16 protein-coding genes are annotated in these 17,643 nt (G+C 73.1%); 8 read left to right on the forward strand and 8 right to left on the reverse strand.

The window, feature by feature from the left end; translation table 11 throughout:
• Positions 1-88 precede the first annotated feature (88 nt).
• Complete coding sequence (locus tag ABZ567_RS17500) at positions 89-463, reverse strand: hypothetical protein (RefSeq protein WP_360790304.1); 375 nt, start codon at positions 461-463, stop codon at positions 89-91.
• Positions 464-836: 373 nt separating this feature from the next.
• Between ABZ567_RS17500 and ABZ567_RS17505 the strand changes: the two genes are divergently transcribed.
• Both ABZ567_RS17505 and ABZ567_RS17510 read left to right on the forward strand, forming a co-directional pair.
• The gene (locus ABZ567_RS17505; RefSeq protein ID WP_360790307.1) at positions 837-1,352 is read left to right on the forward strand and encodes a DUF5133 domain-containing protein; all 516 of its coding nucleotides are present in this window, start codon (positions 837-839) and stop codon (positions 1,350-1,352) included.
• 65 nt (positions 1,353-1,417) lie between these two features.
• Positions 1,418-2,209: a VOC family protein gene (locus tag ABZ567_RS17510; protein ID WP_360790310.1), complete on the forward strand. Its 792-nt coding sequence runs from the start codon at positions 1,418-1,420 to the stop codon at positions 2,207-2,209.
• A 156-nt stretch (positions 2,210-2,365) separates the two neighbouring features.
• Here the strand turns inward: ABZ567_RS17510 and ABZ567_RS17515 are convergent, their stop codons facing one another.
• The 4 genes from ABZ567_RS17515 to ABZ567_RS17530 form a co-directional block, all read right to left on the reverse strand.
• On the reverse strand, positions 2,366-2,848 hold the full coding sequence (locus ABZ567_RS17515; protein ID WP_360790313.1) for a hypothetical protein: 483 nt from the start codon (positions 2,846-2,848) through the stop codon (positions 2,366-2,368).
• A 93-nt stretch (positions 2,849-2,941) separates the two neighbouring features.
• Positions 2,942-4,207, reverse strand: coding sequence for an MFS transporter (locus tag ABZ567_RS17520; RefSeq protein WP_360790316.1), 1,266 nt, complete (start codon positions 4,205-4,207; stop codon positions 2,942-2,944).
• 1 nt (position 4,208) lies between these two features.
• Positions 4,209-7,382, reverse strand: coding sequence for a DUF6271 family protein (locus ABZ567_RS17525; protein WP_360790319.1), 3,174 nt, complete (start codon positions 7,380-7,382; stop codon positions 4,209-4,211).
• Complete coding sequence (locus ABZ567_RS17530; RefSeq protein WP_360790322.1) at positions 7,364-8,527, reverse strand: phytanoyl-CoA dioxygenase family protein; 1,164 nt, start codon at positions 8,525-8,527, stop codon at positions 7,364-7,366. Before ABZ567_RS17530 ends, ABZ567_RS17525 begins: the two co-directional genes overlap by 19 nt.
• 435 nt (positions 8,528-8,962) lie before the next feature.
• Here ABZ567_RS17530 and ABZ567_RS17535 point away from each other — a divergent pair, with 435 nt between their 5' ends.
• The 4 genes from ABZ567_RS17535 (at position 8,963) to ABZ567_RS17550 (ending at position 12,048) form a co-directional block, all read left to right on the forward strand.
• The gene (locus ABZ567_RS17535) at positions 8,963-9,820 is read left to right on the forward strand and encodes a hypothetical protein (protein ID WP_360790325.1); all 858 of its coding nucleotides are present in this window, start codon (positions 8,963-8,965) and stop codon (positions 9,818-9,820) included.
• A gap of 50 nt (positions 9,821-9,870) precedes the next feature.
• Complete coding sequence (locus ABZ567_RS17540; protein WP_360790328.1) at positions 9,871-10,104, forward strand: acyl carrier protein; 234 nt, start codon at positions 9,871-9,873, stop codon at positions 10,102-10,104.
• On the forward strand, positions 10,101-10,817 hold the full coding sequence (locus ABZ567_RS17545; RefSeq protein ID WP_360790331.1) for a 4'-phosphopantetheinyl transferase superfamily protein: 717 nt from the start codon (positions 10,101-10,103) through the stop codon (positions 10,815-10,817). The genes ABZ567_RS17540 and ABZ567_RS17545 overlap by 4 nt, the downstream gene beginning before the upstream one ends.
• 148 nt (positions 10,818-10,965) lie before the next feature.
• Positions 10,966-12,048, forward strand: a complete 1,083-nt coding sequence (locus ABZ567_RS17550) for an AI-2E family transporter (protein WP_360790334.1) — start codon at positions 10,966-10,968, stop codon at positions 12,046-12,048.
• Positions 12,049-12,122: 74 nt separating this feature from the next.
• On the opposite strand, the gene ABZ567_RS17555 is transcribed toward ABZ567_RS17550, so the two are convergent.
• The 3 genes from ABZ567_RS17555 to ABZ567_RS17565 form a co-directional block, all read right to left on the reverse strand.
• Positions 12,123-13,778, reverse strand: coding sequence for an FAD-dependent monooxygenase (locus ABZ567_RS17555; RefSeq protein WP_360790337.1), 1,656 nt, complete (start codon positions 13,776-13,778; stop codon positions 12,123-12,125).
• Between the two features lie 109 nt (positions 13,779-13,887).
• Positions 13,888-15,228: a carboxyl transferase domain-containing protein gene (locus ABZ567_RS17560; protein ID WP_360790340.1), complete on the reverse strand. Its 1,341-nt coding sequence runs from the start codon at positions 15,226-15,228 to the stop codon at positions 13,888-13,890.
• Between the two features lie 126 nt (positions 15,229-15,354).
• Positions 15,355-15,813 (reverse strand): cyclic nucleotide-binding domain-containing protein, encoded by a 459-nt coding sequence (locus tag ABZ567_RS17565; RefSeq protein WP_360790343.1) that lies wholly within the window; start codon positions 15,811-15,813, stop codon positions 15,355-15,357.
• A gap of 150 nt (positions 15,814-15,963) precedes the next feature.
• Between ABZ567_RS17565 and ABZ567_RS17570 the strand changes: the two genes are divergently transcribed.
• Both ABZ567_RS17570 and ABZ567_RS17575 read left to right on the forward strand, forming a co-directional pair.
• Positions 15,964-16,719, forward strand: a complete 756-nt coding sequence (locus tag ABZ567_RS17570) for an amino acid ABC transporter ATP-binding protein (RefSeq protein ID WP_360790346.1) — start codon at positions 15,964-15,966, stop codon at positions 16,717-16,719.
• A 65-nt stretch (positions 16,720-16,784) separates the two neighbouring features.
• Entirely contained in the window at positions 16,785-17,633 is an 849-nt protein-coding gene (locus ABZ567_RS17575) for a glutamate ABC transporter substrate-binding protein (RefSeq protein WP_360790348.1), read from the forward strand.
• Positions 17,634-17,643: the final 10 nt, after the last annotated feature.

Here is a 17,643-nt window from a genome sequence, read left to right on the forward strand (position 1 = left end):
GGAGGCGCACCCGACGACTGCTGGCGGGTGCGCCTCCTGCCGTCCTGGCTGTCCCGTCGTACCGGCAGGTGCCGACAGGTGCCGCCTGTCAGCCGTCCCGCAGGTGGATGAGGGCGGTGCGTACGGTGGCCGCCGTTCCGTCGGGGATCCGGTCGGACACGGCGACCCGGGCGAACGGAGCGGCATCCGGCCGAAGGTCGACGCTGACCACTCCTCCCTGCCGGGGGCGGAGGGCGACGAAGTCCTTCACGTCGGACACGTCCCTCACGCCGAGGGAGAGCACATCGGGGATCCACGCGCCCCGACCCGGCGACCCGCGCAGCGCACGCCACCAGGAGGAGTCGGCCTCCACCTTCTCCACAGCCCGGAGCGGCAGGTGGACGTCGCCCCGGCGCGCGACCAGCTTCTCCCACCACGACAGCCGGACGATCAGCTCCTCCGCCGTGACCGCCAGACGCGCCATGGCCGATGCACCTCCTCACGCCGCGTCCCGCCGACGACCGGACGGGGCGGTGGGTCCCGCCGGTCCGGCCCTGCCGCCGACGAGCAGCCGTTCCTGCTCGTCACGCTACTGCCGGAGGCCGACCGCTTCCACCGCGTCCCGCGCAGGCCGGTGCCGGACGGGAGTGTGCGGGTGGCCGGATCGGGGCAGTGGCAGGGCGGCTCGCCGCGCAGGTGACGGCGGGGAGCCCGTCGGCCGTCGATACGGACCCGGTCCGGCGCCCGAGAACGCAGGCACGGTCCCTGAGTGCCGCGTACCGGCGCCAGTAGGGTGGGAACACCTTCCCTACGCGCAACCATTGCCGCCCGGCGGCCTTGGAAGGAAGGGAATCCCCATGGCGATGCCCGCGAACCTGCCTCAGGACCCCCCGATGACCGTCGAGCCCGTCCTGCAGCCGTCGACCACGCCGACCGCCGCCGCGCGAGCGGTGGGCGTGCTGATGGCCGCCACCCCGTGCACGACACGCGACGCGAAGCGGATCCTGGCGGCCGCGGCCGACCTCGCCCGGATCAACGTCCACGATCTGGCGGTCGCCGTGGTCGCGGGGACCGAGGGCACGCCCCTGCCCGCACGGATCGAGCGGGCCCTGCGCCGTGCGGTCGAGGCGGCCCGCACCTCCAAGGCGTCGGCACCCGCGTCGGTGGGGCTCGCGCCGAACCGGCAGCGGACCGAGGAGGTCCTGACCCGTCTGCGCGGCTGCCGGGCCCGGCTCGCGGCGGAACCGGGCGACCCGGCGGCCGCCCGGGCCATGGACGACGCCGCCTACACGCTGTGCGTCCTGATGGGCAGGCCGACCACCCACGACGCCGTCCTCGCCGCGGAACGCCACCTCGGCCCCCGGGCGCTGTAGCACGGCGGACGGGACAGCGGCGGAGACGAGATGAGAACTCGGAGAATCGAGATCGGAGGAGTCCGGTGGTTCTGGTAGCGGCGGATGTGATCGGCGCCCCCTGCTGGCTCAGTCTCGCGGCCCGCGGCCGGGAGGCGGCGGAGCGCTTCTACGGTGCGGTGCTCGGCTGGTCCTTCCGGGAGGGCCGCTTCGGCAGGGCCTATTCGGTGGCGGAGATCGACGGTGTACCGGTGGCCGGGATCGGGGCGGTCGCCGGGGAGTTCGCCGTGCCGGTGGCCTGGACTCCGTATTTCGCCGTCGACCAGGCCGACGAGGCGGTCGGGCGGGTACGCGAGCGAGGGGGCACGGTCGGGGTGGGTCCCGTGTCGTTCCCGGCCGGCGGCAGAGCGGCGCTGGTGGCCGACCGGGAGGGCGCCGTGTTCGGGGTCTGGGACGGCGAGGTACTGGCCGAGTGGAGCGTCGGTGCCGAGCGCTCACCGGCCTGGCTCGAACTCCACACGGCCGACGCGTTCGACGCCGCGCTCTTCTACGGCGAGGTGCTGGGCTGGGGCGACAACGACGGCGACGGCTCCTGCGACACCTCGTACGAGGAGGACCAGGTCGTGCTGCGGCGGCGGGGGCGCCCCGTGGCCCGGCTCAACAGCGGCCCGATCGAGCGAGCCGCGCCGAAACCGCAGCTCCGACCGCGCTGGCTCGTCCATTTCAAAGTGTCCGACCTGGACGCGGCGGTCTCCCTGGCCCTGGAGAACGGTGGCAGCACGGTCACCGGCCAGGAGTGGGGGGACAAGCGCCAGATCACGCTCCGCGACCCCGACGGCGGACTCTTCACCCTCGACCACGCGCCCACCACGGGATGACACCGTCGGCGACGCGCCGACAGCGGAGTGACGGACGGACGGAAGGCTACGGACGGTGTAGGGACGGTGTACGAGGCCGGTCCGAAGAGGTCGCACGTCACTCCGTGCAAGGGCGCACAGCCCGTTCCGCCCGCCCGGCCCAGGCCCGCGCCCGCCTCACCACGCCAGGCTCCCGCCGGGTGCTCCGGAGAGCCGCTGGGCGGGGCCGGGGGCCGCCGTCACTGCACGTCGCTTGTACGCCGCCGGCTGGGGGACCACGCGGATCCGGTGGTGGGCCACCGCCAGTTCACGTCCGTCGCCGTCCGTGAAGCGGCCGGTCAGCTCGTAGACCCCGCGATGCACCCGTCCCACCGAGAGCCGCTCCGGCTGCAGCCTGACCTCGTACGGACCACCCGCCCGGAAGCCGCCCAGCACCGTGCGCACCGTCGCCAGCACGAGCCCCTCGTGGACACGGCTGTCCTCGAACGCCAGCCCCACGATCTCGCGGCCGAGGCGGAAGGTGAGTCCTACGCTGACCACCGCCCCCTCCGGGATCTCGGGTGTGTCCGGCGCGTCCAGACCCCGCAGGGGCACCACACGACGATCCGGCTCCTCCGTGTACAAGGAGATGTCCAACAACTCGAAGTCCGTGTCGATCACGACCGGTCACCGCCTTGCAGGTCTTCCCCCGCACCTCTCCGCCGTGCCACTGCCCAGGTGGTCGCGAAACATGCCCGGCGCACCACCGCGCCGCTACGTCGCCACCGGCCGGCCCGTCGGCTCCTCGGGACTCCGGCCCAGGGCGCGGATGGCGGGAACGCAGAGCATCACGCCCATGCACACGACGCCCACGACCGACGAGAACAGCAGCACGCGGTCCGCGCCGAAGGAGTCGGCCGCCGGGCCGGCCAAGGCCCGGCCCAGCGGGATGACCATGATGGAACCGGCCACGTCGTACGCCGAGACACGGCTGAGGACGGCCAGCGGGATGTGGGACTGCACGCTCGTCGCCCACATGACCCCCCAGAAGGCGAACCCGCAGCCCGCCACGACCCCGGTGAGCACGGTGGCGGTGAAGGACCAACCCAGCGCAGGGGCGAGGGGGTTGAGCGTGAAGAAGAACATCGCGCAGGCGCCGGCGACCAGCGGGCGTCGAGGCCGGACCCGCATGCCGAGCAGGCCGCCGACGACCGTGCCGGCGCCGTCGGCCGACGCGATCCAGCCGTATCCGCTGGCCCCGTGCTGTTCGGTGAGCAGCGCCGCGCCCAGCGGGAGGGCCGGGCCGAAGACGAAGAGGCCGTACACCGCCCATACGGCGATGACCCCCCACAGCCAGCCACGGGACCGGAACTCGTGCCACCCCGTGGCCAGCCGGTGCCACATCGGTTCGTCGCTCTCGTCCCTCGCGGTGCCCAGTCTGCGCAGCGGCGCCAGGCCGAGCGCGCTGAGCGCGTACGCCGCCGCGATGACCACGAAGGAGCCCGCCACGTCCCAGTAGGCCACGAGGAGGCCGGCCAGGCCGGGGCCGAGGAGGGTGCAGATCGCCTCGGAGACGCGCAGGAGCGCGTTCGCCCGCTGGATGTCCTCGGCGACCTGGGGGACCAGGCTCGCAAGGCCCGGCTGGAACATCGCGGTGGCCGCGCCGCTGAGCGCCAGCAACGCCATGATCTGCCACAGCCGGACGTCCGTGGCGACGAGCAGCACCGCGAGCGCGAGCATCGCCGCCATCCGCACCACGTCGGCGCCGACCATCATCACCTGCGGTGTGAAGCGATCGGCGAGGACCCCGCCGAACAGGACGAGCAGCACGATCGGCGTCATCCACGCGGCCAGCGCGTACCCGACGCCGGCCGCGCCGTAGCCCGCCCCGAGCACGGCGGTCGTCAGCGACACCATCAGCATGCCGTCGGCAAGGAGCGACGTGCTGCGGGCGGTGAAGAACAGCCGGAAGCGACTCGACCGCCAGGGGCTGGGAGGAGTGCCCTTCTCCCGTCGCGCGGTCACCTCGTTCGTCGTCATGTCACATCCGCCGTTCCCGGCCGGTCCCTTCCACGAGAATCCGCTGCCGGAGCCAGTCGCTGCTCCGGTCCGCCTCCACCGGCGGGTCCTGCACGATCACGTACCGGCGCGGAGCCAGTACGCCGGGACGGCCAGGAAGGACGTCCATCAGCGCGGTGTGCGCGTCCGCCGGAGTCAGCGGGGTGCCGCCGACGGCGATGTACGCGGTCAGTGCCGGCGTCGGTCCGGGGGACGGCTCCGCAGGGTCCGCGCTCTGCCCGGGGGCCGCCCCCTCCGGGTCCGTGCCCGGGTCGTCCTCCACGGTGACGTGGACGGGAAGCCCGCCCAGAGCCTTGGCGAGCGTCTCCGCCACGAGGTGCGGCGACGTCCAGGAGCCGTCCACCAGGCACCACCCGGGGCCGCGCTCGACCGGCCGCACTCCCGTCACCTCGGTCAGGGAAGCGAGCGGTACGTCCCCCGTGGCGGCCGCCTCCAGGAGTCGTATGAGGCCCTTCAGGAAGCCCTCCGCCTCCTCCGGCCCGAACAGGGCGGGATCGGCCCACATCCCGAGGTGGACGACCGGTTCGATCGCATGGACGAAGGTCAGGACCCGGGTCGGCAGGACCTGCTCCTGGCCCCATTCCAGCTCCAGCTCCGGCGCCGCCGCGCCCGGTCCGTCCGCCGTCCCGCCGACGGCCGCGGAGGTCACCGAGGCGACCGTGGCGGGGAGCGTGCTGACGTCGTTGAAGACCACGTCCCGTGCGAACCCGCTGCCCCGCTCGTGGGTGACCCGCCCGATCATCTCCCACAGGGCGACCGCGTCGAACTGGCTGTGCCGGTAGGCGTTGAGCGCCGCTCCCCAGGCCTTGCGCAGCAGTGCGTCGAAGGTCGGTACCCGGACGTCGAGCGAGAGCAGGGCGTCCTGGGACACGGTGTTCACCGAGCGGGCGAGCCGGGGGTGGTAGCGGTTGGAGGTGGGGACCGCGGCGACGCAGGTGGCCTGATCCGTACGGTGGGCGACGAGCGCGCACCAGGCGGTCAGCAGCACGGTGGACGGCAGCCCGCCGGTGCGTTCCGCCACGAGCGCCAGGGCGCGCGCGCCCCGCCGGGACCGGAGGGTGAGCTGCGGCACGCGCACCTCGGTGCCTTCGGCGCCCGGCTCCGCGAACATGGCCTGCGGCCCGGTGCGGATGATCCGCTCCCAATGCCTCAGCGACGCCTCCGACTTCCGGAGCCCGGCGGGGGACGCCTCCTCCGTGGCCAGTTCGAGCGGGGTCAGGGAGGTCAGGGGAGGGAGCGCGTCCCCGGCGAGCAGGGTCAGCCATTCCTCCTTCAGTACGGCGAGGGCGCTGACGTCGGTCACGGCGTGGCTCGCCGCGAGGGCCACGAACACGGGCGCGCCGGACCGGGCGACGAGGGAGATCCGGAGGGGGAAGTCCCGGTCGAGCCGGAACCGCTCGCCCCGGGCGTCGCGGGCCAACGACTCGGCGTATGCTGCCGCTTCACGGGGAAGTTCCTCGTGATCGAGGACGGCCACGGTGAACTCGCCCTCCCCATGGACCACTTGCTCGCGGGGTGCGTTGCCTGCCGCGCCCGGGAACGTCGTCCGCAGGGCCTCGTGCCGTACGACGAGCTCGCGCAGGGCGTCGATCGCCGACTCCGTCGGTGTCCCTACGGGAACCGGCCACACATCGTGGATGTTGATGTGGGCGGGCTCGTCCCGCAGCATGCAGCGGATCATGTTCGCCTGCCCCATCGCGACGGGGCCCCGGCGCTCCGTACCGCCCGCGTACCGGACCGTGAGGGTGCGGGCGTGGGCGGTTTCCGAACGCATCGGGCGTCCCTCGTGCTTGGGGTGGTTCGGGTTCTTCGAGTTCTTCGGGTGGTTCGGGTGCCTCGGATACGAGGACGTGCGGCTCGCCCGGGCCAGCGACTCCCAGGCCTCGGTCAGGAACGCGAAGTCCTCCATGTCCTGCCGGGCCTCGTCGAGCAGGCGGTCGCGGCGGGCGGCGAGCAGGTCCGCCGCCGTGGCGTAGCGGCCGCCCAGGGTGCGGTACGAGCGGTCGAGGACGTCGAGCCGTTCGACGTTCTCCGACCGGTCCACCCGGGTGCTGTCCCTCGCGAACCCGGCGACGGCGGCGGGCCGGACACGGCCGTCGGCGTCGAGCAGGCCGTCGCCCGCCTCCTTCGTCCGGGCGTACACGTCGCCGAGGTGTGGGGAGGAGAGCAGGAACTTGGCGAACCGCACTTGGTAGGAGAGGAAGCCGTCGTCCGAGCGGCGTTCAGAGGTATGGAAATTGACGATGTGTCTGTTGTGGAGGACCCCCGGCAGGCCCGCGTCGTGGACCAGGTGGATGAGGAAGTAGTCGCTGCCGATGGTGTCGGTGGCGGGCGGCAGCGGGACGCGGCCGTAGACCTCGCGGTCGAAGGCGACGTTGCACATGTCCACGCGGGTCGGGCTGACGCTCGTGAGTGTGGTGCGGTCGACGGTGAACGCGGCGGTTCCGGCGCCCCGGAAGGACTCGTCGATCAGGTTCCTGCGCCAGACCTCCGGATAGCCGGCGGGGATCGACAGGCCCACGACGTCCTCGTAGACGGCCGGGTCGAGCCCCCGGATCTCGGCCACGTCCACCGACATCTCGCCGACGAAGGAGCCGCCGACCATGGCCACTTGGCGGTCCGCGTACGCCGGATCGAGCCTGCTCCGGGACACCAGACCGGCCACGTCGGCGGCGCGCCGCCCGAGCGCCGTGAGTTCGTGGTGGAGGGGGAAGACCGGCTCGCCGTCCAGGTACTGGTACCGGCTGTCCGAATCCCTGCGGTGCACCGACGTGCAGCCGAGCGCCTCCGCGATGAGGAAGGCGCGGTTGGTGCAGGCCCCGTAGGAGACCCGGGTCGGCAGCATCAGGTCCAGCATCCGGTCCGGCCCGGGGACGCCGGACCTGGCGATCACCTCCAGCAGGAAGGTCCGCTGCTCGTCCTCGTCGAGGTGGTGCACGACCACACCGGGCATCGGGGGCAGCGACGCCACCACCTTCCGGTGCTCGGCGAGCACGGGGGCGTCCGAGGAGTCCAGGACGAGCAGACGCACCTCGACGCCGAAGTGACGGGCGCCGTAGGCCGCTTCCTCGGCCACGGCGCTCAGGGTCGCGGCGCAGGCCCGGTCCGTGGGCAGGGTCAGACAGACACGGCGCACGCCGGCTCCCCGCTCTGACCGGGGACGGTGGGGGCAGCGGTGCCCGTGGCGGTACGAGCCCGGGACCCGCCCGCGCCGCCCGCGCTGTCCGTGCCGTCGGTCCCGCTCGTGTCGCTCCACGAGGTGAGTCCGAGCAGGCGGCTCCCGAGTGCGTTCAGGGTGGCGGTGGGGTACCGCTCGGACTCGTGGCGTACGGGGTCGCCGACCAGGGTCCGGTTCCAGCGCGGGGTCCGCAGGTGCCGCCACGCGTCGACGCGGGACCGCCTCAGCCGCTCGTGCTCCTCCAGGGCGGGCATCATCGACAGGTACTGGACGGCCCGCACCTGGTCCCGGGACGTGTTGCGCGCCACGCCGTGCGCGAGGAGGCCGTTCCAGATCAGCAGGTCGCCGGGGTGCAGGTCGGGCCGCAGGACGGGGTACTCCGTCCGGTCCACGGCGGGACGCAGGGGGTCCCGGTCCGCCGGTGCGCCGACCTTCCACTCCTCGAAGCGCCGGAACAGCTCGGGGCAGCACTGGAAGCCGCCCGACTCGGGCCGGGTGTCGTTGAGCGCGATGATGCCCTGCACCCGCTGCGGCGGGACGCCGAGCGTCGTGTCGATGTCCCAGTGCAGCTCGATGTCGAAGCCCCGGTCCGTGGGCTCGATCAGGGCGCGGTCCCGGTTCCTGATGTTGGGCGGGTTGAGGTTGAGCCGGTCCTGGGTGACCCACAGCTCCTCGCAGTCCCACACGTCCACGAAGGCGTCGTAGACCCGCTGGGCCTGCCGGTTGTCCCAGAGGAGCTGGTGGTGGTACGCCTCCACGAAGCCGTACACGTGCAGCTGCCGGTCCAGCTCGGAACGGAACGGCCGGTCCTCGTACCAGCTGTCCGGCCGGTCGGGGTCCAGGCCCTGGAAGTCCCAGGTGAAGTCGAGCAGGCGTCGCGCGGCCTCCGCCGGGACCGCCTCGCGGACGATCACGTAGCCGTACGTCTGCCAGTGGGCGAAGTCCTCCTCGGAGAGCACCCGCAGCGGCCGTGTCTTCGTCAGTTCCCGCAGGGTGGTCTGTGCGAGGTAGGACTCGCCGTCCGCGCTGAAGTACGGCCGGTCCGAGACGGCGCGGTGGAGCCGGGGACGGGGCCGGGAACGGTCGGGAGCGGGGGTCGTCATGTGGTCCCTCCAGGGCGGGAGTCCATGGGGTCCTTCCGAAGCGGGAGTCGGGGAGGCGGCCCGACCGGTGGACAGCACGGGGCGACCCCCGGCGTGGGGCCGGTGGCCGACGGCATCGACGGACGGTGTGGACGGACGGCTGCGACATGGCGCGGAGTGTGCGGGGGCCACGCCGTTCAGCAGAATTGGTTTAGACCATAGTGGCTGTCAAGTGCCATCTCAATATGCGGAGTTGATTGGCCGGATCCCTCTGGTCGCCGCTGGACAGGGCCTGCCGGGCGGGTAGCTTTGGTCTAGACAATATCCGCGGGGCTGGCCTAGTGTCCCCCTGCGCAGTCCGGTCCCTGATGGCGTATCGGTCGGCATGCGTGCCGCCCCCATCCGACCCGACACCCTCGACTGTTCGCCACGCCCAGCACACAGGGAGCGGTATCCATGAGCACATCCAGCACCACAGCTCTGCCTGACGGCGGTCTGCGGAGTCCCGGTGCGGGCCTGATCACCCTCGACCCGGTCCACACCGCGCTCCTGCGCGGCCTGGACGAGCTGCTCACCGGACTGGCCGCACGGCTGTCCGCGCCCGAGGTCGTCGGCCCCCCGCTGCTGTCCGTGGAGGGCCTGGCGCGACTCGACTTCTTCCGCAACTTCCCCCATCTCGGCGTCTCCGCCGGGCGCTTCACCCCCGACGTACTCGACGGGCTCGCGGCCGGCGGGACACCGGGAGAGCTGCCGCTCCGGCCGACCGGCCACCTCCTGCCGTCCGCCACCTGCTACGGACTCCTGCTCTCCCTGGAGGGCCGGGACGTCGGCGAGGACGGCCTCCGCCTCTCCGCCGCCGGCCGCTGCTTCCGCAACGAGACCCACTACGACGGGCTGCGCCGGCTCTGGGGCTTCCACATGCGCGAGGTCCTGTACCTCGGCACCCGGCAGGGCGCCCTCGAACACCTCGACCGGGGAGCGGAGTTCGTCCTGGAGGCGGCCGCACGTCTCGGCCTCGAACTGAACAGGGCCGTGGCCGACGACCCGTTCTACGACAAGGGCGGTTCCCGGGCCCGGCTGATGGCTCTCGACCCCGTCAAGCACGAGTTCTGCGCCCCCGACGGAACCGCCATCGCCTCCGTGAACCGCCACCGCAACTTCTTCGGCGAGCGGTTGGACATCCGCGCCGGCTCGGAAGGACCGGCGTACAGCGCCTGCGTCGCCTTCGGCCTGGAGCGATGGATCCACGCGATGATCCTCGCCCACGGCACCCCCGACCAGGCCCTGGTCCGCCTCCGCGACGCCCGCCTCTGAGACGCGGCCCACCCGTATCCCGCAACACCAGTAAGGAGCGACCCCGCCCCATGGAACGCATCGCCGCGTGGCTGCACGAGAAGAACCCCGGCCTCGACGGCCCGATCGACGCCGACGAGGACCTCATCGAGGCCCGTCTCATCGACTCCATGGACTTCCTCGAGTTCATCGACCTCCTGGAGGACATGTCCGGCGCCACCATCGACCTCCAGGACGTCACCATCGACGACTTCCGTACGCTCTCGCGCGTCCGTCGGCGCTTCCTGAGCGACGCCGTCGGGTGAGCCTCCGCCCGGCGGCCGGCCGGGACGGCGACGACCGCAGGGGCCTGGCCGTGGTGGCGACCACCCGGGAGGTCCTCGACCACCCGGAGCTGCACGAGGGCCTGCTCGCACCCTGGGAACGGCGCCGGCTCGCGGGCGTACGACTGCCCGCCCGCCGCGACGACGTGACGGCGGCCCGGCTCCTGGCCCGGCTGTGCGTGGCCCGCTTCACCGGCCTGGCGTGGGACGAGTCGGCCCCGGACCAGCTGTGCCCCACCTGCGGGCGGCACGGGCACGGACGCCCGTACCTGCGCGGTCACCCCGGCGTGGGCATCAGCCTGAGCCACGCCGACGGCGTGGTCGCGGCGGCCGTCGGTCCGGGTGCGATCGGCATCGACGTGGAGCCCTCCACCCGCCGACCCGGCCCCCTGCGGGTCCTCCGCCGCCTGCTGCCCGCAGCCGACCTCCGCGAGGCCACGGCCCGGCCGGACCCCGGCCCGGAGCTGCTCCGGCTGTGGGTCCGGGCCGAGGCCCGCCTGAAGGCCGGCCGGAACGACCTGACGCTCCTCGAATGGACGGACCACGAGCGGGCGGCCGTGGCAGCGGTGGCCGCCACGGAGCCCACCGCGATCTCGCCTCTCCCGGCCTTGTCGGCACCGGCGCTGTCGGCACCGGCCTCGTCGGCACCCGCGTCGTCGATACCGCCGTCGTCGGCACCCCGTACGAGGTCCTGACGGCGGGCGTTCGCCGGGGAACCCGGCCGTGGCCCGGACCCGGGGGCGGCCGCCCGTCAGCCCCGGTCGGGCGAATCCCGCGGGCGTGTCGGGCGAATGTGGGGCCGCGGGCGTGGGGGAGGGGTCCTGCGGTGGTACGTCGTCCGCCATGCAGCCAGGCACACCACCGACGGTGACCCCCTTCCTTCGTACGGCCGCCGCCTACGCGTGGCGGCTGCTCGTCGTCGGCGCGCTCGTCTACAGCCTGTTCGCGGTCCTCGGCCGCTTCCACGAGGTCGGGGTGGCCGTGTTCCTCGGCCTGGTGATCACCGCGCTGCTGCGCCCCGTCGCCGACGTGGTGGCCCGGGGCCTGCCACGCCCGCCGGCGGTCGCCCTCACCCTGCTCGGGAGCATCGCGCTGGTCCTCGGCGCGCTCGCGCTGGTCGGCGAGGCGGTCGCGGGCGAGCGGACGACCCTGGTACGGGAGTTCCGGGACGGCATCGTCAGGATCGAGGACTGGCTGGAACGCCCGCCGTTCCGGGTGGACCCGGGCGCACTGACCGGCCTCCAGGACAAGGTCGGCGCGTTCGTCTCCAGCCACCGTTCGACCCTGGTCAGTGAGGCGCTGAGCGGAGCGGGCCATCTGGTGGCGGTCCTGACGACCCTGGCCCTCGCGCTGTTCTGCGCGGTGTTCTTCATCCACTCGGGGGACCGGCAGTGGGTGTGGTTCCAGGCACAGCTGCCCCCCTCGGCCCGTGACCGGGTGGCGGTCGGCGGGCGGGCGGCCTGGCGCACCTTCACCGGTTACACCCACGGGATCGTGCTGGTCGCGGCGGTGAACGCGGTGCTCGTCGGCGTCGCGCTGTGGCTCCTCGGCGTCCCGCTCGCGGTGCCCCTGGCCCTGCTCGAATTCCTGGCCGCGTTCATTCCCCTGATCGGTTCACCGATCGCCCTCGCCGTCGCCGCCGTCGTGGCCCTGGCGTCGCAGGGCCCACTGGTGGCGGGGATCGTGGTCGCCCTGATCGTCGTGATCGGCCAGATCGAAGGGCACCTCCTGCACCCGCTCGTGATGAGCTGGGCCGTCCGGCTGCATCCCCTGGTGGTGGCGATCTCGGTCATCGCCGGCTCGATCGCCGCGGGCGTCGTGGGCGCGGTGGTCGCGGTGCCGCTGGTCTCGGTGGTCTGGTCGGTCCACACCGCGCTACGGAAGGCCCGCGAGACGACGGCGGAGGCCCTGCCACCGGAGGGGTGAGACGGCCAGGCGCCTCCGGCGACCGGCGACCGGCGACCGGCGATGGGGCATGGGCTCACGGGTCACGGAGCGGCTCAGGCGGTCAGCGTCCTGAGGTAGGCGGACAGGGCGGCCGTGGTGCCGCCGAGCGGGAACCGGGCGGCGAGCTGCCCGTCAGGGCGTACGAGGAAGCCGGTGTCGCCCTCGGGGCGGTAGAGCTGTGCGAACTCCCCGGCGGCATCCGGATACGCCGGCACCCCGAGGGAGTCGAGAGGCGCCTGCGCGGGCCCCGAGACCTCCCGGGGCAGCACGGCGAGGACGGTGAGGGCGTCGCCGCCGGCCTCCCTCGCCTCCGCCGCAGCCCCCGCCAGGGCGGCGACCTCCGCCCCGTACAGCAGGACGACGTGCCCGAGGCGCCCGCGCAGGACGTCGAGCAGACGCAGGGGAAAGGCGGCGATGGACGTGGTGAGCCCGGCGCAGTCCGGGGCGCGGTCACCCGGTTGCGGCGCGTCGACCGGGCCGTACGGCGTGCCCGAGAGCGGACCGTCCCGGTAGCCGACGAGGAGTTGCGCCTCCCGGAGGATCACGGTCCGCCGGTCGTCGGGGTCGTTCTCGAAGCCCCGGGTGGAATGCCGGACGGTACGGCCGACGACCTCTTCGCCCACCGGACGGCGCTCGGCGTCGTAACTGGCGAGCAGAGCGGGACCGGCCTCGCCGCGCACCACGAGGGCGAGTTTCCAGCCCAGGTTGACGGCGTCCTGGACGCCCGTGTTCATGCCCTGCGCGCCGGTGGGCGGATGGATGTGGGCGGCGTCGCCCGCGACGAAGACCCGCCCCACGCCGTAGCGGTCGACGATGCGGTGGCTGATGCGGAAGACCGAGGACCAGCGCAGGCCGGAGAGCCGGGTGGGACGCGGAGCGAGCCGGTCGACGACGGCCTGGAGATGGGCCAGGTTCGGGCCGTCCCCGCCCTGGAGGCCGTGGGCGACGCGACCGGACTCCGGCTGCGCATCGGCAGGATCCGCCAGGCCGGGCGGCACCCTCATCGACATGCGGTAGCGCCCCGCCCCCGGCAGCGGGATGCAGACCAGCACGTCATCGGTCGAACCGTCGGCGGCGCGGTGCTCGGAGCGGAGGGCGTACCCGGCGGGCAGGTCCCAGTCGCTCTCGGCCACGACATCGCCCAGCATGTACGCCGCCGGGAGCGCACCGCCCCCGTACGACAGGCCCAGCGTCTTGCGTACGACGCTGTGCGCGCCGTCGCAGCCGATCAGGTAGCGGACCCGCAGCTCCTCGTCGGCCCCCGTCGCGGTGCGGAGGCGCGCGGTGACACCGTCCGCGTCCTGCTCGAACGAGATCAGTTCCGTGCCGCGTTCGATGACCGCCCCCAGACCGGCGAGGTACTCCTCCAGGAGGCGCTCGGTCTCGTACTGCGGCAGCGCGGCGAATCCGTACGGCACCTCGGGAGGCAGCTCGAGGTCGATCCGTGCCGCCTCCCGGCCGTTGACATAGGTCAGTTGACCCCGCATCGGGACCGCGGCCTCGAGCACCGCGCGGACCAGGCCCATCCGGTCCCACAGCTCCAGGGTGCGCGGCTGGATCCCGACCGCCTTGGCGTACGGCAACCGGGCCGGCAGTCGCTCGACGAGCCGGCAGCGCACCCCGTGGCGACGGAGTTCCCCGGCGGCGCTCAGACCGACCGGTCCCGCGCCCACGATCAGTACGTCGGTGGTGGTGCCGGTGTGCGCCACGGGTGCCTCCCAGCGTTGCCGGCCTCCCGGTCGGGTCCCGCCCTCCATGGTCACCCGCGCCCACCCGTTCGGCCAGCCGTGCCCCCGTCACCGCGCCCGCGCGCCGGGTCTACGCCGGGACGACGCCCCGGATGACCCCGAGGGCGACGAGGTCCTGCGGGCGCAGGCGCAGATGGTCGGCCGTCGGGCCCGAGTCCTCCGGTGGGCGCTTCAGGATGGACGCGGCCGCCTCCGGGGCGATCACGGAGAAGTAACTGTCGGGTGTGGCCCAGAGGTTGCCGGGCGCGGCGAGGGCGAGCGCGCCACCCGAACCGCCCTCGCCGATGAGGAGGGACGTGAGGGGGACGCGCGCGGAGGCGACGGCGGCGAACAGGTCGGCGATGGCGGGACCCGCACCCGCGCGCTCCGCCGCCGGGTCGTTGGCCGCCCCCGGCGTGTCGATCAGCGTGAGGACGGGGATGCCGAGCCGGTCCGCGAGCCGTACCAGCCGGGCGGCCGTACGGAAGCCGGCCGGCCTGGTGGCCGTACCGCACTGGGCGGCGTAGGCGACGGTACGGCCGTCGGGGAGCCGTCCGAATCCGCACCGCACACCCGGGTCGACCCCGCCGCAGCGGTCGCCCGAGATCTCCTCACGCACGGTGAACCCCGCGTCGAGGTACGCCCCGGCCCGTGGCCGCCCGGGGTGCCGTGCGCGCGCCACCGCCTCCCGGCCGCTCGCGGAGGGCGGCGCACCCGGATCGCCGAGTGCGGGCGGCGGCGGGACCGGGCCCTCGGCGGGGCGGGTGAGCAGGGAGAGCCAGCGGCCGAGGGTGTCGCGCAGCGCGGAGGGAGGCACGATCGCGTCGATGTGGCCGTGCGCGAGCTGCGCCTCCGCGGTGTACGCGGCGGGGTCCGCGTCAGGCGGGCGGACACGGGAACCCGCGAAGGCGACCTGCGCCCCCGGCAGGGCGAGGACGACGTCCGACCCGGCGCCGAGCGTGGCCCAGCCGCCGCCCGTCGTCGGATCCCGCAGGACGGCGAGCTGCGGCAGCCCCGCGGCCCGGGTGAGAGCGGACTCGCCCGCCAGGAACTGGAGCTGGAGCAGGGCGCGCATGCCCTCGTGCATCCGGCTGCCGCCGGTGGCCGGCAGGACGACCACGGGCAGCCGTCGAGCACGGGCCAGCGCGTGGGCGGCGGCGGCACGCGCCCCCGTCCGCTCGCCGAGGGAACCGCCGAGGAACCCGAACTCGAACGAGATGAGGACCACCGGCACCCCGCCCACCACACCCGTACCGCAGACCACCGACTCGGTCTCGCCGGTACGGGCGGAGGCGCGGGCGTGGGCGGCCGAGTAGCCGGGCCAGCCGAGCGGCCCGTCAGCCGCCAGAGGGCCCTCGGTGAAAGGAAGTTCGGAGAAGTCGTCGCCACAGACGAGGGCGATCGCCTCGCGTGCCGAAGTCGGTTCGCTCATGCCTGGCCTCGCAGCTCGTCGCCGGAGCGGGGGAGGAGGCCGGCGACGGGCGGGCCCGCCCCGCCGACCGCTCCCACCGTACCGTCCCGCTCCCGGAGAGAAGGCAGTCGGCCGGCCCCGTGAGCCTCAGGCCAGGATGCCGCTCCCGTGCGGGGCGTACAGGTCGAGGAGGCGGACCCGGGTCACCTGGAGGCGGTGGGCCAGGATGGCGCCCACCCAGAACATGACCGAGGCGCCGAACTCCGTGTCCGAGCGGCACATCGAACGGACGGCCGGGGCGTTGAACTCGTACGCCCGTACCGGCGTCATAGCCTCGGCCCCCGACTGGCACAGATACGGCGGGAACAGCCACGACAGGCCGACCAGCTCCCCGTGACGCAGGGTCTCGATCACCGGCGATCCACGGCCGGGCACCTTCGCGTCGAGCGTCACCGCGCCCGTCTTCACGATCCAGAACCGGTCGGCGTGCTGCTGCTCCTCGAACAGTCGGTGACCGGAGTCGAAGTACACGTCCTCGGCGAAGGCCATCAGGCGCTCCCGGTGCTCCGTCGGCAACGTGCTGACCTTGGGTGCGGCACTTCTCATGGCGGACCCTCCTCGCGCACTGGCTCCTCTCCCCAGTGTCCGCCCGGCCGCCCCGGTGCGCGCCCCCTCCGGCGTGCGGGGTGCGGACGGAGGGCGGAGCATGAACGTGAGAAGCCAGCGGCAAGCGGGGGCGCGAGCCAGGAGGGTGCCATGCCCGTCCCGGACAGCGGCGACGCGCTCATCGTGCTGCGCGCCGTCGACAAGCACTTCGGCACGCTGCACGTCCTCCAGTCCATCGACCTGACGGTCCACCGCGGTGAGGTCGTCGTCGTCATCGGGCCGTCGGGCGGGGGGAAGTCGACGCTGTGCCGGGCGATCAACCGCCTGGAGACCATCGACAGGGGCGAGATCGTCGTCGACGGACGCCCCCTGCCCGCCGAGGGCCGTGAACTGGCGGCCCTGCGCGCCGACGTCGGCATGGTCTTCCAGTCCTTCAACCTGTTCGCGCACAAGACGGTCCTCGACAACGTCACCCTGGGCCAGATCAAGGTCCGCAAGAAGGACCGCAAGGCGGCCGAGCAGCGCGCCCGCGCCCTGCTCGACCGGGTCGGCGTCGCCTCGCAGGCGGACAAGTACCCGGCGCAGCTCTCCGGAGGCCAGCAGCAGCGCGTGGCGATCGCCCGCGCCCTCGCCATGGATCCGAAGGTGATGCTCTTCGACGAGCCGACGTCCGCGCTGGACCCCGAGATGATCAACGAGGTCCTGGAGGTCATGCAGCAACTCGCCAGGGACGGCATGACGATGGTGGTCGTCACCCACGAGATGGGCTTCGCCCGCTCCGCCGCCAACCGGGTCGTCTTCATGGCCGAAGGCCGGATCGTCGAGGAGGCGACCCCGGACGAGTTCTTCGGCAACCCGCGCAGCGACCGCGCCAAGGACTTCCTGTCCAAGATCCTCCACCACTAGCCGCAGCCGGCCGTGGACCACGGCCGTCGCCCGACCAGCAGCCCCCAGGGGTGATCCTCATGATCATGAACCCGCTCAGGACCGGCAGGGCCGCCGTGGCCGTCGCCGCCGCCGTCGTCCTCTCCGTCACCTCCGCAGGACTCGCGAGCGGAGCGGCCGGCGCCGTGCCGCGCGACCACGGCGGCGACGAGATCACCGTCGGCATCAAGTTCGACCAGCCCGGCGTCGGCCTCAAGACCCCCGACGGCACCTACACCGGCTTCGACGTCGACGTGGCCACGTACATCGCCAAGGAACTCGGCCACGACCCGTCCGACATCGTGTGGAAGGAGGCCAAGAGCGCGGACCGGGAGACGCTGCTCCAGCGCGGTGACGTGGACTTCATCGCCGCCTCGTACTCGATCAACGACGAGCGCGCCGAGAAGGTCGACTTCGCCGGTCCCTACCTCCTGGCCCACCAGGACGTCCTGGTCCGCGCCGACGACGACTCCATCAAGCAGCCGTCCGACCTCAACAACAAGAAGCTCTGCTCGGTCACCGGCTCGACCTCCGCGCAGAACGTGAAGGACGAGATCGCCCCCGACGCCCAGCTCCAGGAGTACGGCGGATACTCCGAGTGCCTGACCGGACTCGAGAACGGTGTCATCGACGCCGTCACCACGGACGACTCGATCCTTGCCGGATACGCCTCGCAGAGCCAGTTCAAGGACAAGTTCAAGCTCGGCGGCTTCAAGATGAGCAACGAGAACTACGGCATCGGCGTCCAGAAGGGCAGCGAGCTCAAGGGCAAGATCAACACGGCCCTGGAGAAGATGGTCGCCGACGGCTCCTGGGACGCGGCGGTGAAGAAGAACTTCGGCCCCGCCGGCTACCAGAGCGAACCCGCACCGAAGATCGGCGTCGTCGTGAAGTGAGTGGGTCGCC

The organism is Streptomyces sp. NPDC016459, from assembly GCF_040632845.1.
In the GTDB taxonomy this organism is placed as follows: domain Bacteria; phylum Actinomycetota; class Actinomycetes; order Streptomycetales; family Streptomycetaceae; genus Streptomyces.